Raw genomic sequence first — 23,457 nt, forward strand, 5'->3', positions numbered from 1 at the left:
GGCCGCCGGTGATCATCGCGCACCTGTCCGATCTGCATCTCGGGGCGCACGACCCGGTCGCGGTGGCGAGTATCGCGGCCGACGTGGAGGCGGTGCGGCCGGCCCTCACGGTGGTCACCGGGGACCTCACCATGCGGGCCCGGGAGCGGGAGTTCCGGAAGGTACGTGAGCTGCTCGACCGGCTGCCCGGACCGGTGCTGGCGGTCACCGGCAACCACGACGTGCCGTTGGCCGACTGGCGGCGTGTGCTCACGCCGTACGATCGCTGGAAGAGCTGGATCGACGGGGACCTGGAACCGGTCCGGAAGGTCCCCGGAATCACCGCCCTGGGCCTGCAGTCGATGCCGCGGTGGCGGTGGAAGAACGGGCGGGTCACCTCCCGCCAGGCCGGTGAGGTGGTCCGCGTCCTGGGCGCGGCGCCCCAGGGCGACGTGCGGGTGCTCGCGCTGCACCACCCGCCGCTGGCCACCGGGACCGCCGCCCTGCTCGGCCGGCGCCATCTGCTGGCCGCGGCCCGCGCGGCCCGTGTCGACCTGGTGCTCGCCGGCCACACCCACGTCCCGGACGTCCGGGTGCTCGGCCACCAGGTCTTCGTGGTGGCCGGGACCACGACCAGCCACCGGGTCCGCGGATCGTCCTGCTCGTGGAGCATGATCAGCGCGGATCGCGGCGAGATCGTGGTCCGGGAGCGCAATCTCGGCCCGGACGGCTGGCATGTCGGCCGGGTGGTGCACGTGCGGGTCAGTGCAGGAGTGTCTTCAGGATGACGAGGACGGCGCCGAACGAACCGGCGACCAGTGCGGCGGCCACCCGTTCCATCGGCTTCAGCCGGCCGTTCGAGCCCATCAGCCAGCCGGAGATGCAGAGCAGCACGGTGGTGCAGAGCAGTCCCGCCAGCACGGCGGTGGAGAGCTCCGCGCCGCCCAGGCGAACCGCGATCAGCACGATCAGCGGCATGCCGCTCGCGGTGATCATCTCCCAGCCGGTGGTCAGCTGCCGGCGTACCGTGTGCCAGGGGGGCCGCTGTCCCTCGTGGATGCGCTCGGCCACGATGCGTGCGAATCGCTCCGCAAGCCAGTAGATGGTCAGCGTGACCAGGACGGCGATCTCGACCTGGATGACGGTTTCGGCGTGCGAGGTAACCATCACCGCCGCACTGACGATCAACCCGTAGATACCGGAGGCGGTGGCCTCCTCGTCCTTCTGCCGCATCCGTACCCAGATCGATCTGGTCATGGCCCAAGCGTCGCCGAACCGGGGCGTGCTCATCCTCATCCGGTGCGGGTGAACCGTCCCGGCCCGGTGGCAACGGATGATCGGCCGGAGTGGCAGGGAGGGTGACAGATGTTCGTCCGGAAGAACAACCCCTTGTGGCGGGCCTCGGACCGGGTCGAGGCCGGCATGCTGCTGGGCCTTTTCGTGCTGTTCCTGTTGGGCGGACCGGTGCTGGCCTGGTGGGCGGCCGGCGGCGCCTACGAGTCCGCGGCCGCCGAGGCGATGCGTGACCGGCGCAACGCCTTCCAGGTGTCGGCCGAGCTGGTCACCGTGCCGCCGTCGCTGAGCGGGGACGCGGCCGGAACCGCGGTGCCCACCCCCGGCACGGCCCGCGCGCGGTGGACCGCGCCGGACGGCGGCCGCCACGCCGGCGAGATCGGGGTGGCGCCCACGCAGCGGGTCGGTGACAAGGTGACGATCTGGGTGACCCGTAGTGGTCAGCAGCGTGAGGCGCCGTCCGACCACAATCCGGTCGCCAAGGCCGGCCTGGTCGCGGTGGTGATGATCGTCCTGGCCGCGGCGGCGCTGAACGGGATGCGCAAGATCGGCCAGATCCTGCTGAACCGGCACCGGGCCCGGGCCTGGCAGCAGGAGTGGCTCGAGGTCGGTCCCCGCTGGAGCCGCGACCTGCGTTCCTAGTTTCCTCATGCGTTCGGGAGGATGCCTGTTCGGTCGCGGTCGAGCAGGCTCGGTCCCATGACCCCAGAGAAGTCCAGGGCCGCGCGGTTCCCGGCCGGGTTGCGAAAGGCGCTGATCGCCTTCGCGCTGGCGCAGTTCATCTGCTCCTTCGCCGGCTCCAACATGAACGTGATGATCAGCGACATCAGCCGTGACCTGGGCACCGACGTCCACGGCGTGCAGCTGGCCATCACCCTGTTCCTGCTGGTGATGGCCGCACTGATGATCCCCGGCGGCAAGCTCACCGACGTCTTCGGCCGCAAATGGTGTCTCATCCTGGGGCTGCTGCTGTTCGGCGCCGGAGCGCTGATCAGCTCGCTCGCGCCCAGCCTGCCGGTACTGATCATCGGCTACTCGGTGTTCGAGGGCGTCGGCACGGCGCTGCTGATCCCACCGGTCTACATCCTCACCACCCTGCTCTTCCAGGGCGTCAGCGCCCGGGCCCGCGCCTTCGGCGCGATCAGCGCGATGGGTGGTGTCGGCGCCGTCGCCGGCCCGCTCATCGGCGGTTTCATCGCGTACGCCGTGAGCTGGCGCGCCGCGTTCGTGGCCCAGGCCGCGGTCGTCCTGGTGATCGTCCTGCTCAGCCGCCGGGCCGTCGAGGACCCGCTGCCCGCCGACCGGTCCCGGCCCTTCGACGTGGGCGGCGCGGTGCTCTCCGCGGCCGGCCTGATCCTGATCGTGCTCGGCATCCTCGCCACCGACGACGACATCCGCCTGTGCATCGCCCTGCTGGCCGCCGGCGCGCTCGTGCTGACCTGGTTCTTCGTCGCCGTCCGGCGGCGGGAGCGGTCCGGCCGGGAACCGCTGCTGAGCCTGCGGCTGTTCCGCAACCGGGCCTCCAACCTCGGCCTGATCACCCAGAACACGCAGTGGCTCATGGTGATGGGCACGTCGTTCGTGGTGTCGACCTACCTCCAGGTGGTCCGCGGCTTCAACGCCATCGAGACCGGCGGGGTGTTCACCGCCACCACGGCCGGTGTGCTGATCTCCTCGCTGGGTGCCGAGCCGATGGCCAAGCGCCGCCCGCAGCGCACCCTGATCATGGCGGGTTTCGTGGTCACCATCGCCGGCATCGCACTGCTGCTCACGCTGGGCCGCTCGTCCGGCTCGGTGTGGGCCATGGTGCCCGGCCTGTTCGTGATCGGTCTCGGCCTGGGCGGGATGCTCACCCCGTCGGTCAACGTGGTCCAGTCGAGCTTCGGCGAGGACCTCCAGGGTGAGATCTCCGGGCTGTCCCGCAGCGTCTCCAACCTGGGCTCGTCGCTGGGCGCGGCACTGACCGGCACCATCCTGGTGGCCGGGGTGGACGGCGCGGCGCCGGGGCGGGCGTACGTGTGGGCGATGACGGCGGTCGCCGGCGCCGGGCTGATCGGCCTGGTGGCGGCGTTCTTTCTGCCCAGGACTCAGCCGAGCTCGTAGTCGATCCGGGCGGCCGGCAGCCGCTCCTGCTCGCGGGCCAGCAGGGTCATGGCCCGGGCGTCCGCCTCGGTCGGCCGGGCCGGATCCAGGGCCCGCGGCCAGAGGCGGGCGTGCCGGACCGCGGCCACCTCGGCGGCGATCACCAGTGCGTTGCTGAGCAGGTAGAGCACGGTGAAGACGCCGGCCGCGCCGGCGAAGGCTCCGTAGATCCGGCCGGCCCGCTGGACCAGGCCGGGCAGCACCGCGGCCGCGACGGCCAGCGCGGTGGTCACCGCCACCGCGCCGATCGCAGCGGCCGGCCACACGGAACGCAGGGGCGCCCGGCGCATCAGCAGCAGCCGGGTCAGCACGATCAGGGTGAGGAAGACGACGGCGGCCTCGCCGGCGAGCTCGGGCACGGCGCCGGCCGAGGCGACGTTCAGGGCGCCGGCGGCCACCGCGCCGATCAGGATGACGATCAGGCCGGCCACCGCGCGCAGGTAGCGGGAGACGACGCCGGCGCGCCGCCGGATCGGGACGGCCGCCAGGTGGTTCAGCGTCTCGTACGCGGAGAGCACCACCCCGAGCCCGGAGAACACCAGCCCGGCCGCGCCGGCGATCAGGGCGGTACGCGACGTGGACAGGTCCGCCATCGACGTCTCGATGCCCGGCTGGAGTCCCGGCGGCACGATCGCCGCCACCAGCTCCTGGCGCAGTTCGGGCCGGGAGGCCAGCACCCGCGACACCACGGCCACTCCCAGCAGCAGGATGGGGAAGAGGCTGAGGAAGCCGTAGTACGTGATGAGCGCGGCCTCCCGGAGACCGAAGTCGTCCAGGTACTTGCAGATCACCGCGTGGCAGAAGCCCAGGACGGGCCGGCGCCGCTGGAGGTCGTCGAGGCGGCGCAGGAGCACGTCAACAGGTGTTCTTCAGCGAGTCGGCGAGCGCCCGGGCGGTGTCCCGGACCCCGTCGACCGCCTGGCGTACGGCGCCGAGGTTCGCCAGGTCGGGGTTGTCCCGTGCCGTGTCCACGCTGGCGGACAGGACGTCGACGGCCGCCCGCAGCTGGTCGGCCTGCTGGCTGAACTGCGCCTTCGCGTCGACGGCGAGCTGGGTGAGCTGTTGGATGAGCTCGGAGACGTACGGGCGCAGCGCGGTCAGCCCGTTCTCCGAGACGTTGGCCTGTTTGATGTGGGTCACGGTGTTCTGGGCGGCCGCGAAGCTGTCGCAGACCGCCGGTTCGGCCGAGGCGCCCGTGGCCCCGCCGCCGGCGCAACCAGCGCCGGCGGCGAGGACACAGAGGGCCGTCGCGAACGTGACGAGCCCCGATGTTCTGTGCATGTCAGGCGGAACGCTCGGTGCCGTGCAGGGCGTCCTGGAGCTCGGCCTCGGCCTCCTTGGACAGCGACGACTTGAGCACGGTGCCGCCGAACTGGGACAGCGCCTGGATCGCCTTGTCCGGGGTGACCTTCTCGACGACCAGGAACAGCGCCGAGGTGCCCGGCTGGAGGAGATCCCGGACCTGCTGCTGGAACTCCTTGTTGATCGCGTTCTTGCCGAGCTTGCCGGTCAGCGCGCCCAGACCGGCGCCGACCGCCATGCCCAGCACCGGGATGAAGAACAGCAGCCCGAAGAAGAAGCCCCAGAACATGCCCCAGGTGGTGCCGGCCGCCACCTCGTGATGGCTGGTCGTGACGTGGAACTTGCCCTCCTTGTCGCGGATGATCGCGGCGATCGCGTCAGGCTGGATGATCAGGTCCTTGGCCAGGCGGTGTGCCTCCAGCGACGCGGCGGTCGCGGTGGTTTCGTCGTCGTAGCCGATGGCGACGAGGGTTGCCATGTCGTTGTTTCCCTTCCTCGATGCTCAGGTCTGGCCCCAGTGGACCCGGTGCGGGCCGGTCGCGTCCTCACCCGTACCGGATGAGGCGGCCCCGGACCGCCCGGCCGGAGTATCGAAATCGGGCGTGACCACGCCTGAAAGGTCGAGTGGAGGAGCGGAAGAAACGATGTCCATCGGACCTGTCCAGCTGATCGTGCTGGGCTTCAGACACCCGAACTTCCACGGCGAGATCATCGCCGAGCTGGAACGGCTCCGGCAGAGCGACACCATCCGCGTGATCGACGCGCTCGCGGTCCACAAGGACGCCGACGGCGAGGTGGAGGTGGAGCACCTCAGCAATCTCACCCGGGAGGAGGCGATCGAGCTGGGCAGCAAGGTCGGCGCCCTGATCGGCCTCGGCCTCGACGGTGAGGAGGGTCTGATCGCCGGCGCCGAGCGGGGCGCCGAGGCGGTCATCGACGGGGTGGCGGTCCTCGACGAACCGCGGGCCTGGGACGTGCTCGGCGACATCCCGAACGACAGCGCCGCGGCGCTGCTGCTGATCGAGCACCACTGGGCGGTGCCGCTGCGTGACGCCATCGCCCGGGCCGGCGGCTTCCGGCTGTCCGACGGGTTCATCAGCCCGCTGGATCTGGTCGGGATCGGCCTGATGGCCGCCGAGGAGGCCAAGGTCCTGCACGACCTCGAGACGGCCGCGTCCGCCGACTACTGATCAGGGGAGTGGCGCGGGGTCTGATCGCGGCGGCCGGCCCAGGCCAGCCGCCGCAGTCGTGTCCAGTCCATCTCGGGCAGCATCGGCGGGACCCCGGGCCGGCGGCGGGGCACCCGGACGCGCAGCGCGGTCGGCCGGATCTCGCAGACCACCGGCGTGGGCATCAGGATCGACTCGCCGTCGACGCCGACCGGCACCTCGGGCGCGGCCGCCTCCACCACCGCCGTGGTGCTCGTCCGGATCAGCACCGACCGGGACCGGCCGCGGCCGCCGACGAGCCGGGCCGCGTCGGCCGTGCCGCGTACGGTGACCGCCAGGACGCCGAGGGCGCCCTGGTCGAGCCGGGGGCGGTGGCCCAGCCCGGCGATGTCGGCGGTGGCGTAGGGGTTGTTGCTGACCAGCACCGCCTGCGGCCCGGTGACCGTCACCCCGTCGACGCGCAGCTCCAGTTGCGGGCCGTTCTGCCCGGCCAGCGTCGCCGGCAGCAGGTCCAGGGTGGTGCCGACCTTGTCGTCGCGGTAGGCGGGACTCTGCACCACGGTGGCGTAGGCCCCGAACGAGGCGTTGTTGACGAACGTCCGGTCGCCGATGCGGCCCAGGTCGATGTGTACCTCCACCCCGTCGGTGAGCGCGTCCAGGCAGGTCGACGGGTCCTCCCGGTCCAGGCCCAGATCCAGCGCGAAGTGGTTGCGGGTGCCCGCCGAGATCACCAGGAACGGCACGCCGTGCTCGGCCGCGATTCCGGCGACCAGCGCCTGGGTGCCGTCGCCGCCGGCGACGCCGAGCAGGTCCGCGCCGTCGCGCAGCGCCTGCCGGGCCAGTTCCGCGACGTCCGCGTTCGGTTCATCGATGACATGCACTCGCGCGCCGAGCTCGCGGGCCCGTTCGGCCAGGCGGAACCGCCCCACCTTCCCGCCACCCGAGCGAGGATTCATGATCAGGTACGGGTGACGCGGCGCCGGTGTCTCGAACTCCTCCGGACCGTCACCCGGCTCGGCCAGCGCCCGCCGCCCGGCCGCGACCGCCGCCGCCCACAGCGCACCGAACAGGATCACCACCCAGAGCAGCCGCTGCTGGGCGTAGAAGACGGTGACGGTGAGCGGGGCCAGCACCACCACCACGCCGGCCAGCCACCGCTGCACGCCGCGATGGGTGAGGAACCACCAGGCCGCGGACAGGCCGACGGCGCTGCCGAGGACGGCGGCCAGGAGCAGGTTGAAGCTGGCGCGCAGGCCGGCGACGGCGAGCACCAGGACCACGGCCGCCGTGGCGGCGCAGAAGGCGAGCCGAGCGAGATTGCGCCGGGTCGATGACATGGCGGAACTCCCTTCGCGTACAGGTGTGTTCCGAAGCGTCGTCGTGGCGCGGTCGCCGGTCCTCATTCCGGCGGGATGAGGCGGGGCGTGTCAGCGCGGTGGATCGTCACCGGTCATCCGGGATGAACAGCAGGACACAGGACAGGAGGACCTCAGTGTCGACGTCATCACGGCAGGGCGCCGTACCCCCCAGGCTCCGGCATCCCGCCGAGCTGCCGTTCTACGTCTTCATGGTGGTGCTGAACATCATCATCATCTGGGCCATCGTGCAGGCGGCGATCACGCTGCCGTTTCTACCCGAACGACTCCAGGACAGCGGCTGGGCGGTGACCATCCGATCCGCCTTCATCGGACTGCTGCTCCTCGTGCCGGCGCTCGTCGTGATCCGTGAGACGCAGCGGGCGTCGATCCGCGGCACCGCGGTCCAGCTCTCGCCCAAACAATACGGCAGCCTTTACGAGACTATGGACGATTTCGCCCGGAAGCTCGGATTGCGCCGCCGGCCGCAGCTGTTCCTGGCCAACGGCAACGGCACCCTGAACGCCTTCGCCGCCCAGGCCACCGGTCACGACTACGTGGTGCTCGCCAACGAACTGTTCGTGAACCTGTACGAGAGCAACCGGGACGGGCTGCGGTTCATCCTCGGCCACGAGCTGGGCCACATCCGGCTGCACCACGTCGGCCTCTGGTACCAGCTGTCGGTCGCCTACTCGGAACGCATCCCGGTGCTCGGCCCGACGCTGTCGCGGCTGCGGGAGTACTCGTGCGACCGGCACGGCGCCCACCTGTGCCCGTCCGGCGCGTCCGGACTGGTGCTGCTCGCCTCCGGCCGGCACACCGAGCACACCACCGACCTGGACGAGCTGGTCCGTCAGGGGCAGTCGCTGCGCGGTTTCTGGGTCGAGCTGGCCCAGCTGCCGATGTCGCACCCGTTCACGGTGCGGCGGCTCGAGCGGTTGTTCAAGCTCGGACTTTTCCATGCCCGGGTGCGCGGATCCGAGTCGGAGACCGCCGCTTGACCGTGACCGTCATCCGTGAGGAATGACGCGCCCGGCCGAGCGCATCGACAGGCTGGTCCGGAGGGGATGGAAAAGGAGGGACGATGCCTGAGCCGACTTATCAGGTCAGGGTTTCCGGGGTGATTCCCGATGAACTTCTTACAGAGCTGCAGGATCTGACGGTGAGCGTGGAACCGCCCGAGACGGTCCTGCACGGTTCGCTGCCGGATCAGTCCGCCGTGGTGGGGCTGATCTCCCGGATCCACGGTCTCGGGCTGCGCCTGATCGAGGTGCGGCGGTTGCCGGCGTCCGAGGAGCCGGAACGGCCAATATGATCGAGCTCCGGCCACGGACCGGCTACGGGCTGGTGCTGATCCTGATCATCAGCACCTACGTGATGGCGCTGCTGGTCCGGGACCGCTGGCAGTTGGCCTTGCTGCTGCTCGTGCAGACCATCACGGTGTGGCAGGCGCTGCGGGTCTCCAGGGCCCGCAGCGGCATGCGGTACGCCGCGGCCGGAGTGTTCCTGCTGGCTCTGGTCGCGGCGCTGCTCAATCTGGGGCTGTCGCATGACTCACCGCTGATCGGCTGGACGTTCCTGGCGGCCAGCGCCCTCTATCTGCTGGCCCCGTTCGCCATCGTGCGGCATCTCAGCACCCAGCGCGGTGTCGACCAGCAGACCCTGTTGGGGGCGCTGGCCGCCTATCTGCTGATCGGGATGGCGTTCGGGTTCGCGTACCAGTGCCTGGGCGTGATCCAGCCGGGGCCGTTGTTCGGTGACAACGGCGACCCGGGCATGTCCGACGCGCTGTTCTTCAGCTTCGTGACCATGACCACCACCGGATACGGCGATCTGGTCCCAGTCGCCGATCCGGCCCGCACGATCGCCGTCGTGGAGGCGCTGACCGGCTCGTTGTTCCTGGTCACCGCAGTGGCCAAGGTGGTCGAGAACTGGCGGCCCCGTAACTGGGACAGCGGCGACGACAGCCGTGACCGGAACGAGTGAGGAGGACCCTGATGAGCTACTGGCTACGGCTGATCGCCGGCATCGTGGTGGCGGTGATCGGCGTGGTCGCGTTCGCCTGGCCGGAGGCCACCCTGCGGGTGGCCGCCTTCCTGTTCGGGCTGAACCTGCTGGTGATGGGGGTGTCCCGGACGGTCCTGGCGATCATCTCCCGGGAGACCCCGGCGCTGCAACGGATCCTGGCCGGCGCCTTCGGCGTGCTGGTCACCCTGGTCGGTGTGCTCTGCGTGCAGAACCCCACCGACTCGCTGAGCCTGCTGCTGCTGATCGTCGCGATCGGCTGGATCCTGGACGGCCTCGGCGAGATCGTGGTGGCGTTCGGCCGGCACGAGCCGGGCGTCGGCTGGCGGATCGCGCTCGGCGTGTTCGTGCTGCTCGCCGCGATCGCCATCCTGGTCTGGCCCGGCCTGGGTCTGGCCACCTTCCTGCTGATCGGCGCGACCACCCTGGTCTTCGCCGGCATCTGCCTGGTCGTCGGCGCGATCGCGGGGCTGCGCTCCCGGGCCGCGGCCTGAGAACGCACAGCGGGCCGGGTGCGCGTCGCACCCGGCCCGCTGCTTTGCTCGTCTACTTGCGATAACCGCTCAGGAACAGCGCCTCGGCGTGGGCCAGCCGGGCGATCTCACCCGGGTCGACGCTCTCGTTCGGGGCGTGGATCAGGGCGAGCGGCTCCTCCACCCCCATCAGGACGATCTCGGCCTCCGGGTAGGTCTCGGCGAACACGTTGCACAGCGGGATCGACCCGCCCTGCCCCAGGTACGCCATCTCCCGGCCGTACGCCTCCCGCATCGCCGCGGCCAGCGCCCGGTAGGCCGGGCCGCCGGACCGGGCCTCGAACGGCTGCCCGAGCGCCTCCCGCTCGACCGTCACCCGAACCCCCCACGGCGCGGCCGCCTGCAGGTGCGCGACGAGCGCGTCCTGCGCCTTGACGGCGTCCGTGCCGGGTGGCACCCGCAGGTTGAGCCGGGCCCGGGCGTGCGACTGGATGGCCGCCGCCGAGCCCACCACGGGCGGGCAGTCGATACCGAGCACGGTGACCGCCGGCCGGGCCCAGACCATGTCCGAGACCGTGCCGTCGCCGAGCAGCGACGCGCCCTCGACCAGCCCGGCGTCCGAGCGGAACTGCTCCGCCGGGTACGGCGCCCCGCTCCACGTCTGGCCGTTGTCCAGCCCGGTGACCGTGGTGTTGCCGTCGGCGTCGCGCAACGTGGCCAGGATGTGGACGAGCGCCGCGAGCGCGTCCGGGGCGGGGCCGCCGAACATGCCCGAGTGCAGCTCCCCGGCCAGCGCCTCCACGCTCACCACCACGTTCGCCAGGCCGCGCAGCGTCACCGTGGCGGCCGGCACCCCGACCGCCGCGTTGCCGGTGTCGCAGACCAGGATGGCGTCGGCGCGCAGCAGCTCCGGATTGCGGACCACGAAGTCCTCCAGGCCGCCGGTGCCCTGCTCCTCGGAACCCTCGACGATCAGTTTCAGGTTGACCCCGATGTCGTCGCCGAGCGCCCGCAGCGCGGTCAGGTGCATGACGATGTTGCCCTTGCAGTCGGCGGCGCCCCGGCCGTACCAGCGGCCGCCGGACTCGGTCAGCTCGAACGGCGGGGTGTGCCAGGCCGCCTCGTCCAGCGGGGGCTGCACGTCGTAGTGGGCGTACAGCAGGACCGTCGGCGCGTCCGGGTCGGCGGCCGGGCGTACCCCGAAGACCGCTCTGCTGCCGTCGCTGGTCTCGTGCAGGCCGAGGCCGGTGAAGCCGGCCTCGGCGAAGCGGTCGACCACCCAGTTCGCCGCGCGCAGGCACTCCTCCGGCGGGTACTGGCGTGGATCGGCCACCGACGGGATGGCGACCAGCTCCCCGAGGTCGGTGCGGGCCCGCCCCATCAGGGAATCGATCTTCTCCCTCACGTGTCCACCTCCGCGAGCTTGAGGTCGTCGACGATCTCCTGGAACTCCTCCAGGTGGTCGGGGCAGTAGACCTTCATGATGATCAACTGGCCCTGGAGGACGTTGTTGCCGGCGATCACCGGTCGCTGTCCCGGGCCGGCCGCGCCGTTGGTGAGCTGGCCGTAGAGGATCCCGCGGCGCAGCGCGTCACCCGGGTCGAGGCAGACCGCGCCGCCGTCGTCGCCGAGCACCTGGACGATCTGGCCGGTGGCCGGCGCCCGCAGCCCGGCCGCGGTGAGCTCGGCGACCAGCTGGTCCGCCTTCTCCTGGGCCGCCGCGGTCTGCTTGGCGCCGCTGTGGCTGAGCACGCCGATCCCGGCCATCACCACGAGCACCCCGATGGAGATCCAGGCGACCACCCTGGTGTCCCGCATCATGCGTGGAACTCCCGCCGCCGGTAACGGTTGATCAGCCCGAACCCGGCCAGGACGACGAGCACCACGACGGAGACGGTCAGCGCCTTGTGTTCCTTGATCATGCGGGGACTTCCTTCCAGGAGGGTTTGCGCAGCCGGTAGAAGAGGAACGGGACGAGCAGGCCGAGGCCGAGCGCACCGCCGGCGACGACGGCCAGGTAGACGCCGACGCTGCCGGAGCCGAACTGCGACGGCGGGACGAAACCGATGAGGAGGGCGGCAAGCGAGGCGGCGAAGCCGACGCCGCAGAGGCCGGTGAGCATCGGGGCGCGGTAGCCGCGGGGGTGCTCCGGGTGGCTGCGGCGCAGGCGGACGGCGGCCACGAACATCAGCAGGTACATGATCAGGTAGACCTGCGTGGTGATCACCGAGAAGATCCAGTACGCGCTGGAGACGTCCGGGATGAACGCGTAGGCCAGCGCGATGACCGTGGTGACCAGACCCTGGGTGACCAGGATGTTCTGCTGCACGCCGTGCTTGTTCAGCCGCTGCAGGAACGGCGGCAGGTAGCCCTCCTGCTTGGAGATCAGCAGCAGGCCCTTGGAGGGGCCGGCCAGCCAGGTGAGCATGCCGCCGAGCGAGGCGGCCACCAGCATGACCCCGAGGATCGGGGTGAGCCACTGCGAGTCGAACGCGGCGAACACCGCGTCGAACGCCTGCATCACACCGGCGGTCAGCGACAGCTGCTCGGCCGGCACGATCCAGCTGATCGCCAGCGCGGGCAGGATGAAGATCAGCAGGACCAGGCCCATGGACAGGAACATGGCCTTCGGGAACTCCCTGCCGGGCTGCTTCAGCGAGCCGACGTGCACCGCGTTCATCTCCATGCCGGAGTACGACAGGAAGTTGTTCACGATCAGCACCAGGCTGGACAGACCGGCCCAGGCCGGGATCAGGTTGTCGGCGGTCATCGGCGCGGCCGACTCGTTGCCCTGGCCGAGGAACGCGATGCCGAGGACGACCAGCAGCGCCCCGGGGATCAGGGTGCCGATGATGAGGCCGCCGCTGGCCAGGCCGGCCACGCCGCCGGTGCCGCGGGACGAGACCCACACGCCGGTCCAGTAGCAGACCATGATGACGATCGCGGTCCAGACGCCGCTGGAGGCCAGGTCCGGATTGATGACGTACGCCAGCGTGCTCGCCACGAACCCGAGCAGGCTCGGGTAGTAGAAGATCGTCATGGCGAACTGGCACCACACCGCCAGGAACCCGGCCGGTTTGTTGATGCCCTCGCTGACCCACTTGTAGACGCCGCCCTCCCAGCCGGAGGCAAGCTCCGCCGAGACCAGCGCGGTCGGCAGCAGGAAGACGATCGCCGGGACGATGTAGAGGAAGATGCTGGCCAGCCCGTAGACGGCCATCGTGGGTGACGGACGCAGGCTGGCCACGGAGCTCGTGGTCATCAGCGCCAGGGCAACCCAGGAGATGTATTGGATGTTGCGGGCCGTCCTCGGCTTCGCACCCTTGTCGCCCACCGGCTCCGTGGCGGGCACGTCCATTGCGCTCAACGCTGCCTCCGATCGAGGGGTTTCCGCGGATCATCGGCCGGAACGGCCGGTCCTCACCTCACCCCTGGGGAACGGTTCGCGGTCATCCCGCACGGGTGAGCCGGGGGCCGTCACGTGCGCTCCTCGCGGAGGTTCCAGGCGCCCAGAGCCCGGGCGAGCCCGCGATAGATCGGATGGCCGCAGAGCACTCCCAGGGCGACGGCCAGCATCGAGCCGAGCGCGCCGACCAGGTCCTCGGCGCCGCGTACCGAGTCCGGGGTCAGGTACTCGGTGATCCCGATCAGGCTCAGCGCGCCCGGGACCAGCAGCCAGAAACCGGGCAGGAACGAGACCAGGGCGGGCGGCCCGGACGGGACCCGTTCCACCAGGTAGGCCACGACGGTCAGCACCACCGCCCCGAGGAAGCCGCTCAGGTAGCCGCCGAACGCAAGGCCGCCGAAGTACTGGGCGATCCAGCCGGAGTAGAGGACCAGGCAGAGCCAGCCGAGCGTCCGGGGCGGGCCGGACAGCACCAGGTAGTTGCCGATCCCGACGACCAGCGCGCCCAGCCACGGCGCCCACGCGCCGATCGAGTTCTGCGGCGCGTTCACCAGGTGCTCGGCGCGGGGCAGCCCGACCAGTTGGGCGGCGCCGATGATCCCGAACGCGAGCAGCAGCAGCTGGAGGATGCCGGCCACCAGGCGGCTCGCCCCGGTCACCATCTCGGCCGCCGACACCTCGACGACCGCCATGGTCAGCATGGCGCCGGGCAGGAAGGTGGCCAGCGGGGCCACCATGGCGCGCAGATCGGCATCCAGCCAGGTGCTTCCGGCGATCATGAAGGTCAGCGACGCCACCACGAACGCAGCCGCCACCGGCATGATCATCTGTAGGCTGGCCCAGCGGGCGCCGATCAGCTTGAAGCCGCCCACCAGCATGCCGAAGAGCACCGCCAGCAGCAGGTCCACCCACGTCGGCTGGAGGATCAGGCAGATCCCGGCGGTCAGCACGGCGTACCCCAGGATCTGCAGGGCCGGCCGGAACCGGGGCCCCATCGTCACGATCTCCTGGATCCGGCGACTGCCCTCGGCCGGCGAGGTCAGGCCCTGCTCGGCCTCGCGCAACACCTCGTAGACGGCCGCGGTCTGGTCCAGGCGGAGCCCGCCACGCAGCGCGCTGGTCGGCTCCAGGGTCGCCGGGCGGCCCGGCTCCAGCGACATGACGACGTACGTCGGCAGCACGCTGAACCGGGCGTGACTCGCGCCGTAGGCCCGGGCCACCCGCAACAGATGCTCCTCGATCTGGTTGACCGCCTCGCCGGCGGCGGTGAGTGCGCTGCCCAGGAAAAGAAGAAACTGCTGCAGTTCCCGGTCGGAGATCGACGAGTCACTCATTCGCAGCAAGGTAGGTGCGGCGCCCTCGCGGTCGCTTCACCGCTGCGGGATGAGATTCATCCGGCGCGAGCGATGCCGGGCAGCGCGCCCGGACGGGAGATTGGCGGCAGACGTGGCACCGATCCGAAGGGACCCCGATGTCCGCGACAGGTCACGAAGCCCCGGCTGCCGACGCCGGCCGGGCGGCGGGCCGCGGAGTCCTGTTCGCCGCCTGCGTCTCGGCGCTGGTGGTGAACGCGAACACCTCCGCCGTCACGATTCTGCTGCCGGCGATCAGCGAGGACGTCGGCGCCCCGATCGACCTGCTCCAGTGGGCAGTCACCGGCTACATGCTGGTCGGCGCCGCCGTCATCGTCACCTCCGGCGCGCTCGGCGACGTGTTCGGCCGCCGCCGGATCTTCCTCGGCGGCCTGGTCCTCTTCGTACTGTCCTGCGCCCTGATCGCACTGTCCAGCGGAGCGGCCGGGGTGATCGGCGGCCGGATGATCCAGGGCGCCGCCGGGTCCACCATCCTGGCGTGCGGGATGAGCCTGCTGTCGGTCGGATCGTCCGGCACCGGGCAGATGAGGGCCATCACCCTGTGGGGCGCGGCGTCGGCCATCGGCGCGGCCGTCGGCCCGCTCGTCGGCGGGGTCCTGGTCGGCACGACCGGATGGCAGGGACTGTTCTGGATCGACGCGGCGATCGCCGCGGCCTGCATCCCGGTCACCCTGGCCGGGGTCGCCGAATCACGGGACCCGGACCGGCCGCGCTCGATCGACGTGCTCGGCACCGTACTGGTCGCGGTCGCTCTGGTGCCGCTGGTGCTGGCGCTCAGCGAGGGCGGCGACTGGGGCTGGATGTCCGCCCCCACCATCGGCTGCCTGGTGCTGTCGGTCCTCGGCGGAGCGGGATTCGTCGCCGCCGAGCGCCGGGCCACCGCCCCGCTCGTCGACCTGCGGCTGCTCCGCAATCGGGTGCTGATCGGGTCGACCATCGCCATCCTGCTCGTGGCCGGCATCATCAACGCGCTGATGTACCTGCTCAGCCTCTACTTCCAGGACCCGGCCGGATTCGGGATGACGGCCCTGGAGGCGGGTCTGGCCACCCTGCCGGCGGCGGCCGCCATGATCGCGGTGACTCCGTTGATCACCCCGCTGGCCGTGCGGATCGGCTCGCGGCAGGCCGTCGCCCTCGGCTTCGCCCTGGCGGTGGCCGGCGCCGGCGTCCTGATCCTGGTGACCGCGGGCTGGAGCTACGCGACCTTCGTGATCCCGCTGATGGTTCTGTCGGTCGGCCTCGGCTTCGCCAACGGGCCGGCCTCGTCGGCCTCCACCTCGGCGGTCTCGGCCGACGAGGTCGGCCAGGCCTCCGGCATCTCCAACATGGCCCGGTACGTCGGCGGCTCGCTCGCGGTGGCGGCCGCCTCCACCGTATTCACCGCGGTGAGCGACTCGCACGCCACCGCCGGGGAATCCGCCGGAGACGCCCTGGCCGCCGGCCTCTCCGGTGCGGCGCTGCTGCTGACGCTGCTGTCGGCGGCCGGTGTCGCGCTCGCCGTCCTGATGGGACGGCACCGCGGTGACCCGGCCGGCGCCGTGCAACTGGCCGCCGCGGCTGCCGCGACCAGCCACACGATCCCGACCCGCCCGGTCGCGACCCCCGGAGGTGCCCCGGCATGACGCCACGACCGTTCACCACGAAGGACTTCACCGCCCGGATGGAACGGGCGGTAGCCCAGGCCGCCGACGCCGGGCTCACCGGCCTGCTGGTCACGCCGGGCCCCGATCTCGTGTACTTCACCGGCTACCGGCCCACCGCCATCACCGAGCGGATCACCATGCTGGTGCTCGACCGTGACCACGAGCCGCGCCTGATCGTCCCCACCCTGGAACGCGCCGACGCCGAGGCGGCCCCGGGTGTGGGCGCGGTGACGATCACCGACTGGCGTGACGGCGCCGACCCGTACGCGGCCGCCGCCCGGCTGCTCGCCGCCGACGGCCGCTACGCCATCTCCGACTCGGCCTGGGCCCTGCACCTGCTGGCCCTGCAACACGAGGTGCCGGCATCGTGGTTCACGTCGATGACCGGAACCCTGCCGATGCTGCGGGCCGTCAAGGACGCCGACGAGATCGAACGGCTGGCCGGAGCCGGGGCGGCCGCCGACGCCGCGTACGAGGAGATCGTCTCGGCCCGGTTCGCCGGCCGGACCGAGCACGCGGTCGGCACCGAACTGGCCGGGCTGCTCCGCGAACACGGCCACAGCCAGGTCGACTTCACCGTCGTCGGGTCCGGCCCGAACGGCGCCGACCCGCACCACGAGATGGGCGACCGGGTGATCGTCGAGGGCGACATGGTGGTCCTGGACTTCGGCGGGCTCAAGGACGGGTACGGCTCGGACACCACCCGTACCGTGCACGTCGGCGAGCCGACCGGTGTGGAACGCGAGATCCACGACGTGGTGCGGCACGCCCAGCAGACCGCCTTCCAGGCCGTCCGTCCCGGTGCGACCTGCGAGGACATCGACCGGGTGGCCCGCACGGTGATCGAGGACGCCGGGTACGGGCCGCGGTTCATCCACCGCACCGGCCACGGCATCGGCCTGACCACCCACGAGCCGCCGTACCTGGTCGAGGGTGAGACGCGGCCGCTCGTACCCGGAATGTGCTTCTCCATCGAGCCGGGGATCTACCTGCCCGGCCGGTTCGGCGTACGGATCGAGGACATCGTCACGGTCACCGAGAACGGTGGCCGCCGCTTCAACAACACCAGCCGCGAGATGCGGATCGTCGCCTGACCGGAAGTCCGAACTGGGGAGTGGACAAATGATGCAACGGGCACACCGGCCGGCCGCCGTGACGGCCGTCCTTCTCTGCCTGCTGGCGACGGCGGCGTGCGGCGGCGAGGGGGAGAACCGGACGTTGCCGTCCACCCTGCCGTCGATCGAGCGGACCGTCGACGAGGAGCCCGCTGATTCGCCGGAACCGACGCGGACCCGTACCGAGAAGCCGGAACCGACCAGGACCACCGAGAAGCCGGAACCGACCGGCGAACCGGAACCGACCAGGACCGGCCAGCAGCCGCAGGAGACTGAGGAGACACCGGAGAAGCCGTCCACCACCAAGGTGGAGGTGACGGTGACCGTGGTGCCGCCCAAGACCACCACGCCGACAACGGAGGCCACCACGCCGACGCCGGCGGCCACCTCGTCGTCGGCTGAGGTAGTGCCGATCGCCGCCGAGGACGACTCCGGTGGCGTCTGGGGCTGGATCCTGCTGTTCCTGCTGTTCGCCGGGCTGGCCGCCGTGCTGCTGATCAGCCGCTCCCGGCGGACGGCGACCTGGGACGCGGAGGCGGGCACCCTGTCCGCCGAGACCCGCATGGTCACCGAGGCGCGGCTGACGCCCGTGCTGGCCTCCGCCGATCCGGTTCAGCGGGCGAACACCTGGCCGCGGGTCCGCGCCGACCTGGCCGCGCTGATCGCCGGCTGGGGCCGGCTGTCCACCCAGCCCTCGGACGCCGCCCGCCAGGCCCGGGCCACCGGGATCGCGGTGCTGCTGCGCGATCTCACGGCGGCCGTCGACGCGGAGAACGAGGCGCTCGCCTCGGGCCGCGACTGGCGCGTCCTGCGGCCGCAGATCGAGGAGATCCTGGACGGCCTGGACGCGGCGATCAACCCGCCCGGCCCGCAGGCCCCGTCGCCCGGTGGCCCGCCGCCCAGCGGTCCGCCGTACGGTGGCCCGCCGCCCAGTGGCCCGCCGTACGGTGGCCCGCCGCCCACCTCCTACCCGTGACCCGTCGCTAACCGGTGACGCTGTTGACCGGAGTGACGGCCCGTGGCGGCGGGCCGTCACTCCGGAGGTCAGCCGGCCGGGCGGTTGAGCCGCTTGTAGACCGGCGCAAGGCGTTTGTGCAGCTCCTGGTAGATGTCGTAGATCTCGCCGTAGCGGGCGTGATCCGGCCCGGGAGTGAAGACGTGATCGTTGCGGCTCAGCGCCGGAATGTCGTCGAACGCGATCATCCCGGCGCCGACCGCGCCGATCCAGCCGGCGCCCCGGGCGTTCACGGTCACCGGGTTGGCGTCCCGGCGGATCTCGTGGCCGAGCACGTCGGCGAAGATCTGGCACCACGAGCCGGAGCGGGCCGCGCCGCCGGTGATGACCATCGACGAGACCGGCGCGCCGAGGAACCGGTCGACGGCCTTGGCCAGCCACCGGGTGTTCAGCGCGACGCCCTCGAAGACGGCCCGCAGCAGGTCGGAGCGGGTGGTGTCGAGGGAGATGTTGAGGAACGCGGCGCGCAGGTTCGGGTCGTCGACCGGTGCGCGTTCCCCGTACAGCCAGGGGGTGTAGAGGACGCCGTTCGCGCCGGCCGGCACCGTCGGGATGATCTTGTCGAAGGCGTCGAAGATGGTGCCCTCGTCGCGGCTCACGTGGCCGGCGCTGACGATCGGGTCGTCGTACTCCACGATCTTGTCGCGCAGCCAGGTGAGGTTGGCGCCGGCGGTCGCCTGGAGCGCGGTCATCAGGTAGCGGTCCGGGATGGCGCACGGGATCGACGCGATGCCGGTGAGCACGTCGGTCTTCTTTCGCGGTACGTGCGCGGCGATCCAGGACGACGTGCCCAGGTAGAGGTGGGGCTCGTTGTCCCGGATGGTGCCCGCCCCGATGGCGGCGGCCGTGTTGTCGATGGCGCCCGCCACGACCCGCACCGATCGGGGGAGGCCGAGGTGATCGGCAGCCAGGGGGGATAGCGTGCCGATCACCTCGGTGCATGCCACGATCGGCGGGAACTTGTCCGCGTCGATCCCGCTGGCGGCGACCAGCGCGGGGGCGTACCGGATGGCGGGGGCCTTCCGGTTGTCGGTGACCCATGAGGTGAGGATCGAGTCGACGGTCGCCACCGTGCGGCCGGTGAGCTTCAGGTTGATCCAGTCGAGGACGTTGAGGAAGGTCTTCGTCCTCGCGTACACATCCGGCATGGCGTCGCGGATCAGCAGCATGTGGGCGGCCGGGTCCTTGCCGGTCACCGACGGCATGCCGCCGGTGAGCCGCAGCCAGCGGGCGATCCGGCGCACCGAGATGCCGTCGACCGCCGGGAACCCGCCGAACTGCCGCCGCAGGTGGGTGGCCCCGCGCATGTCGAGCCAGCTGATGCACCGGGTGAGCGGCTCCCCGGCCGCGTCCACCGCGATGGTGCCCTCGCCCTGCGTCGACGAGCAGATGGTGGTCACCGCGCGCAGATGATCCGGGAAGTCGCGACCCAGGTCGGCGACCACCTCGGCGAGGGCGTCCCACCAGGCGACCGGGTCCTGTTCGGCGCCGCCGCCGGGCAGGACGACCAGCGGGACCGGCCGCTCGGCCCAGCCGGTCACCGTCCCGTCGGCCGCGACGAGCGCGGCCTTCATCCCCGAGGTCCCGAGGTCGATCGCCAGGATCTGCGGCGGGATGGCCACCTACACTCCCTCGACCAGCGCGAAGACCTGGTCGAACCGGGCGAGGGCGTCGTCGATGACCTCGTCGGTGTCGGCCATCGACGTGTACATCCGCGAGCCGGCCAGCGTGATGATGCCGTGGGCGGCGTAGGCGGCGCCCATGTGCTCCATCACCTGCTTGCGGCCCTTGTTCTCCTTGAACAGCTTGACCGGATTGCGCATGTCCAGCATCAGCACGCCGCTGGACTGCAGGTGCACGATCGAGCCCTGGTTGTAGGCCACGTACGGCAGGCCGTACTTGTCGATCAGGCGCTGCAGGCCCCGGGTCAGCCGGTCACCGGCCCTGCCGGCGATCACCGGCGCGTTGGTGCGGGCCATCTCCTGAATGGCGAAGTAGCCGGCCGCGCAGGACAGCGGGTTCGCCGAGAGGGTGCCGCCGACCTGGATGTGGGCGCCGTGCTTGCCGTCCAGCCCGGAGCCGAAGACCGCCATGACGTCGGCCCGGCCGCCGACCCCGCCGGCCATCGGGTAGCCGCCGGAGACGGCCTTGCCGAGGACGGTCAGGTCGGGCGTCACGCCGAAGTAGCCGGCGGCGCCGCCCAGGCCGGTCCGGAAGCCGGTGACCACCTCGTCGAAGATCAGCAGCGCGCCGAACTCGTCGCACAGCTTGCGGACGGCGGCGTTGTAGCCCTTCGGGACCGGGCGGGTGCCGGACTCCGGGCCGAGCGGCTCCACCACGACCGCGGCGGTGCCGCCGCGCAGCCTGTTCTCGATCAGCTTGCGCTTGAGCAGGCCCAGGTCGTGCGGGAACGCCTCCCGGGTGCGGCCGGTGGCGCCCCACGGGATGCCCTTGGCGTTCATCCGGAACGAGCCGGGGACGCGCAGGCCGTAGACCATCGTGTCGGACCAGCCGTGGTAGGCGCCGCCGACCTTGATGACCATCTTCTTCTTGGTGTACGCCCGGGCCGCGCGCACCGCCGCCATGACCGCCTCGGTGCCGGAGCCCAGCGACCGGTACATCTCGATGTGCGGCATGTACTGGTGGATGATGTCGGCGAGCTTCAGCTCGTACTCGTGGAAGAGGCCGGTGACCGGACCGGACTCCCGGATCACCTCGGCCACCCGCTCGTTGACCGGGGCGTAGTTGCTGCCCAGGATGGTCGGGCCGCCGGCCTGGAGGAAGTCGATGTAGACGTTGCCGTCGCGGTCGGTCAGGTAGGCGCCCTCGGCCTTGTCGACCGCCAGCGGGAACGGGTAGTTGAACGCCAGGTTGTGCTGGACGCCGCCGGGGATCCGCTTCTTGGCCCGCTCGGTGATCTCCTTGCTGGCGGTGCACTTGGTCTCGAAGTAGTTCAGCGTGTCGAGCAGGGCGTCGTGGCGCAGCCCGCGCATCGGCTGGGCCACGAGAGCCTTCAGCCGGCGCAGGGTGTCGTCGACGTCGAGGTACTCACTGATCGAGTAGCCGAGGTCCGCGGACGTCTCGTACCGCTCGGGGGCCTCGGTCTCGGCGGACGGCAGCTCCTCGTCCTCCGGCACCCGGACCGGCTCGACCGCCTCGGTGATCTGCGCCGCGATCCGCTTCTCGTCCTTCTTCAGCTTGCTGAAGGCGATCTCCCGGATCGTGTCCGGAATCGTGTAGACCTTGCCGGCCTCCGAGGTGAGCGCCATCAGGTAGGCGATCGACACCTTCTCCAGCAGCGCCATGTTGAACACCGCGCGGTCCGGGTCGGTGCCCAGCGCCACCACGCCGTGGTTGGCGATGATGAACGCGTTGTCGCCGCTGGCCACCTTCTTCTGCACGTTCTTCGCCAGGAAGCCGGTGCCGGAGGGCGCGTAGTCGATGATCGCCACCTCCTTGCCGAGGAAGCGGACCTGCTCGTCGGTGAGCGCGGGGATCGGCTTGCGCAGGAAGGCGAGGGCAGACGCATACGGCTGGTGGGTGTGGACGATCGCATTCACGTCCGGCCGCTCGCGGTAGACGTTGGCGTGCATGCCGCACTCGATCGACGGGACCAGGCCGCCGGCGCCACCGGGGTCGGGCACGTGCTTGCCGTCGAAGTCGACGATGCAGATGTCCTCCACCCGCATCCTGTCGTAGTCGTAGTTGCTCGGCGTCACGGCATAGAGCTGGTGACCCGGGATCCGGACCGAGACGTTGCCCTCGGTCGCCTTGAGATAGCCGCGGTCGAGCATCGTCCGGCACATGTCGACCACGTGCTGGCGGGACAGACGGTGTTTCACAGGCGGGGTCCGATCCGTGCGGGGGAGTTACGGGACCATCGTCGTCCCGAGCCCCGGACGAAGCATCATCGGCGAACCAGCAAGAATCCATCGCTGCTTTAGCACCGGGTGACAAAATCGGTGGCGATGAACACCCCCTGGCAGAACCTGCCCACCGATCTGGCCGTCGCCATGCGGCCGCGCCTGCCCGCCGCCGTCCGGGCCATCGCCACCGCGGTCCGGGAGAGTCCCGGCGCCGGGGCCGGGGAGAAGTTCGAACGCGACGTGCGCACCGCCGTGAAGGTGGCCCTGGACCGGTTCCTCGACCTGGCCGGCACCCGGGAGCCGGCGCTGCCGCCACGGATCCGCGAGGTCTTCGTGGCCCTGGGCGCGGCCGAGGCCCGGGAGAACCGCGGCCCGGAGACCCTGCTCGCCTCCCTGCGGATCGCCTCCCGCCTGCTGCTGCGCACCGCCACCGAGGCGCTCGGCGAGTTGCGGCCGGTCAGCGTCGCCGAGGTGATCGACCTGTCCGACGCCACCAGCGCGTTCATCGACGAGCTGGCCACCGCCTGCACCGACGGTCTGGCCCGCCAGCTGCGCGAACAGGCCGGCGAGGGCGACCGGCGCCGCCGCCAGGTGGCCGACCTGCTGCTCACCGGCGGCAGTTCGCCCGAGGTGGTGCGGGAGGCCGCCGCCGGGATCGGCTGGCCTGGGGTGGACACCGTGGTCCCGGTGCTGCTGCCGCCCGACCAGGCCCGCGACGCCCGGTTCCGGTTCGGCGCGGACGGGGTGGTCGCCGAGCGCGGCCGGGACGCGGTGCTGCTGCTGCGCGCCGGTCCCCGGTCCGAGCGGGCGGCGCTCACCGGGGCGCTGCACGGCCGGGAGGCGGTGGTCGGCCCGGCCCTGCACTGGACCGAGGCGCCGCAGGCGGTCCGGCTCGCCGAGCGGACCGCCGAACTGGTCACGCCCGGCGCCGAGCCGGTCTTCGCCGACGACCACTTCGCGGTCCTGGCGCTGCGCGGGGAGCCGGCCGCGCTGCCGGTGCTGACCGCCCGGCGGCTCGCGCCGCTGGCCGGGCTGCGGGCCGGCCAGCGGGAGGCGTTCCTGGTCACCCTGGAGAGCTGGCTGCGCCACTGGGGTTCGCGTTCGGCGGTCGCGGCCGAGCTGTTCGTGCACCCGCAGACCGTCAGCTACCGCCTCAACCGCCTCCGTGAGCTGCTCGGCGACGACCTGGACGACCCGCGCGCCCGCTTCGAGCTGCTGCTGGTCCTCACCTACCAGTCCCGCCCGGCCTGACCGGGGCCGCTTGCGGCCTTCTTTTGAATCGTGGTTCACTTCTTGCCTTG

The 23,457-nt window shown here is 71.4% G+C and carries 23 protein-coding genes; 12 read left to right on the forward strand and 11 right to left on the reverse strand.

What is annotated here, in order from left to right:
* Positions 1-8 precede the first annotated feature (8 nt).
* The gene (locus KZ829_RS07635; protein WP_308285376.1) at positions 9-767 is read left to right on the forward strand and encodes a metallophosphoesterase family protein; all 759 of its coding nucleotides are present in this window, start codon (positions 9-11) and stop codon (positions 765-767) included.
* Here KZ829_RS07635 and KZ829_RS07640 read toward each other — a convergent pair.
* Positions 742-1,236 (reverse strand): hypothetical protein, encoded by a 495-nt coding sequence (locus KZ829_RS07640; RefSeq protein ID WP_220143131.1) that lies wholly within the window; start codon positions 1,234-1,236, stop codon positions 742-744. The two genes, KZ829_RS07635 and KZ829_RS07640, sit on opposite strands and share 26 nt — an antisense overlap.
* 108 nt (positions 1,237-1,344) lie before the next feature.
* Between KZ829_RS07640 and KZ829_RS07645 the strand changes: the two genes are divergently transcribed.
* Positions 1,345-1,914 (forward strand): Rv1733c family protein, encoded by a 570-nt coding sequence (locus tag KZ829_RS07645; protein WP_220143132.1) that lies wholly within the window; start codon positions 1,345-1,347, stop codon positions 1,912-1,914.
* Between the two features lie 57 nt (positions 1,915-1,971).
* A complete protein-coding gene (locus KZ829_RS07650; RefSeq protein ID WP_220143133.1) occupies positions 1,972-3,375 on the forward strand; it encodes an MFS transporter in 1,404 nt (467 codons plus the stop codon).
* Here the strand turns inward: KZ829_RS07650 and KZ829_RS07655 are convergent.
* The 3 genes from KZ829_RS07655 to KZ829_RS07665 are packed head-to-tail and all read right to left on the reverse strand — an operon-like array spanning position 3,360 to position 5,194.
* Positions 3,360-4,268 carry a YihY/virulence factor BrkB family protein gene (locus KZ829_RS07655; protein ID WP_220143134.1) on the reverse strand — a complete coding sequence of 303 codons (909 nt, stop codon included), beginning with the start codon at positions 4,266-4,268 and terminating at the stop codon, positions 3,360-3,362. The genes KZ829_RS07650 and KZ829_RS07655 overlap by 16 nt on opposite strands.
* Position 4,269: 1 nt before the next feature.
* Entirely contained in the window at positions 4,270-4,695 is a 426-nt protein-coding gene (locus KZ829_RS07660; protein WP_220143135.1) for a DUF2333 family protein, read from the reverse strand.
* A gap of 1 nt (position 4,696) precedes the next feature.
* Positions 4,697-5,194, reverse strand: coding sequence for a DUF1269 domain-containing protein (locus KZ829_RS07665; protein ID WP_220143136.1), 498 nt, complete (start codon positions 5,192-5,194; stop codon positions 4,697-4,699).
* A gap of 166 nt (positions 5,195-5,360) precedes the next feature.
* Here KZ829_RS07665 and KZ829_RS07670 point away from each other — a divergent pair, with 166 nt between their 5' ends.
* Positions 5,361-5,906 (forward strand): hypothetical protein, encoded by a 546-nt coding sequence (locus tag KZ829_RS07670; protein ID WP_220143137.1) that lies wholly within the window; start codon positions 5,361-5,363, stop codon positions 5,904-5,906.
* Here KZ829_RS07670 and KZ829_RS07675 read toward each other — a convergent pair.
* Positions 5,900-7,222 carry a diacylglycerol/lipid kinase family protein gene (locus KZ829_RS07675; protein ID WP_220143138.1) on the reverse strand — a complete coding sequence of 441 codons (1,323 nt, stop codon included), beginning with the start codon at positions 7,220-7,222 and terminating at the stop codon, positions 5,900-5,902. The two genes, KZ829_RS07670 and KZ829_RS07675, sit on opposite strands and share 7 nt — an antisense overlap.
* A gap of 155 nt (positions 7,223-7,377) precedes the next feature.
* Here KZ829_RS07675 and KZ829_RS07680 point away from each other — a divergent pair, with 155 nt between their 5' ends.
* From KZ829_RS07680 to KZ829_RS07695, 4 genes are all read left to right on the forward strand, one after another.
* Entirely contained in the window at positions 7,378-8,241 is an 864-nt protein-coding gene (locus tag KZ829_RS07680) for a M48 family metallopeptidase (RefSeq protein ID WP_308285377.1), read from the forward strand.
* An 83-nt stretch (positions 8,242-8,324) separates the two neighbouring features.
* A complete protein-coding gene (locus KZ829_RS07685) occupies positions 8,325-8,555 on the forward strand; it encodes a DUF8691 family protein (protein WP_188125772.1) in 231 nt (76 codons plus the stop codon).
* The gene (locus KZ829_RS07690) at positions 8,552-9,226 is read left to right on the forward strand and encodes a potassium channel family protein (protein ID WP_220143140.1); all 675 of its coding nucleotides are present in this window, start codon (positions 8,552-8,554) and stop codon (positions 9,224-9,226) included. The genes KZ829_RS07685 and KZ829_RS07690 overlap by 4 nt, the downstream gene beginning before the upstream one ends.
* A gap of 11 nt (positions 9,227-9,237) precedes the next feature.
* Positions 9,238-9,759 (forward strand): HdeD family acid-resistance protein, encoded by a 522-nt coding sequence (locus KZ829_RS07695; protein ID WP_220143141.1) that lies wholly within the window; start codon positions 9,238-9,240, stop codon positions 9,757-9,759.
* A 52-nt stretch (positions 9,760-9,811) separates the two neighbouring features.
* Here KZ829_RS07695 and KZ829_RS07700 read toward each other — a convergent pair whose 3' ends face one another.
* From KZ829_RS07700 to KZ829_RS07715, 4 genes are all read right to left on the reverse strand, one after another.
* On the reverse strand, positions 9,812-11,143 hold the full coding sequence (locus KZ829_RS07700; RefSeq protein WP_308285378.1) for a dipeptidase: 1,332 nt from the start codon (positions 11,141-11,143) through the stop codon (positions 9,812-9,814).
* Positions 11,140-11,556: a hypothetical protein gene (locus KZ829_RS07705; RefSeq protein ID WP_220143142.1), complete on the reverse strand. Its 417-nt coding sequence runs from the start codon at positions 11,554-11,556 to the stop codon at positions 11,140-11,142. The genes KZ829_RS07700 and KZ829_RS07705 overlap by 4 nt, the downstream gene beginning before the upstream one ends.
* Positions 11,557-11,656: 100 nt before the next feature.
* The gene (gene gadC, locus KZ829_RS07710) at positions 11,657-13,096 is read right to left on the reverse strand and encodes a glutamate/gamma-aminobutyrate antiporter GadC (protein WP_220143309.1); all 1,440 of its coding nucleotides are present in this window, start codon (positions 13,094-13,096) and stop codon (positions 11,657-11,659) included.
* Between the two features lie 119 nt (positions 13,097-13,215).
* On the reverse strand, positions 13,216-14,478 hold the full coding sequence (locus tag KZ829_RS07715; protein WP_220143143.1) for a threonine/serine exporter family protein: 1,263 nt from the start codon (positions 14,476-14,478) through the stop codon (positions 13,216-13,218).
* A 137-nt stretch (positions 14,479-14,615) separates the two neighbouring features.
* On the opposite strand from KZ829_RS07715, the gene KZ829_RS07720 reads away from it, so the two are divergent.
* From KZ829_RS07720 to KZ829_RS07730, 3 genes are read left to right on the forward strand one after another with little or no spacing between them, the layout of a single operon-like run.
* Positions 14,616-16,139, forward strand: a complete 1,524-nt coding sequence (locus tag KZ829_RS07720) for an MFS transporter (protein WP_220143144.1) — start codon at positions 14,616-14,618, stop codon at positions 16,137-16,139.
* Entirely contained in the window at positions 16,136-17,254 is a 1,119-nt protein-coding gene (locus KZ829_RS07725) for an aminopeptidase P family protein (protein WP_220143145.1), read from the forward strand. Before KZ829_RS07720 ends, KZ829_RS07725 begins: the two co-directional genes overlap by 4 nt.
* 28 nt (positions 17,255-17,282) lie before the next feature.
* Positions 17,283-18,251 (forward strand): superantigen-like protein SSL4, encoded by a 969-nt coding sequence (locus KZ829_RS07730; protein ID WP_220143146.1) that lies wholly within the window; start codon positions 17,283-17,285, stop codon positions 18,249-18,251.
* A gap of 68 nt (positions 18,252-18,319) precedes the next feature.
* On the opposite strand, the gene KZ829_RS07735 is transcribed toward KZ829_RS07730, so the two are convergent.
* Positions 18,320-19,912, reverse strand: a complete 1,593-nt coding sequence (locus tag KZ829_RS07735) for a xylulokinase (RefSeq protein WP_220143147.1) — start codon at positions 19,910-19,912, stop codon at positions 18,320-18,322.
* Positions 19,913-22,132, reverse strand: a complete 2,220-nt coding sequence (locus KZ829_RS07740) for an aminotransferase class III-fold pyridoxal phosphate-dependent enzyme (RefSeq protein ID WP_220143148.1) — start codon at positions 22,130-22,132, stop codon at positions 19,913-19,915.
* A gap of 126 nt (positions 22,133-22,258) precedes the next feature.
* Between KZ829_RS07740 and KZ829_RS07745 the strand changes: the two genes are divergently transcribed.
* The gene (locus KZ829_RS07745; RefSeq protein ID WP_220143149.1) at positions 22,259-23,407 is read left to right on the forward strand and encodes a PucR family transcriptional regulator; all 1,149 of its coding nucleotides are present in this window, start codon (positions 22,259-22,261) and stop codon (positions 23,405-23,407) included.
* The last annotated feature ends 50 nt before the right edge of the window (positions 23,408-23,457 follow it).

It is taken from the genome of Actinoplanes hulinensis, assembly GCF_019429605.1.
Classification (GTDB): Bacteria; Actinomycetota; Actinomycetes; order Mycobacteriales; family Micromonosporaceae; genus Actinoplanes; species Actinoplanes campanulatus.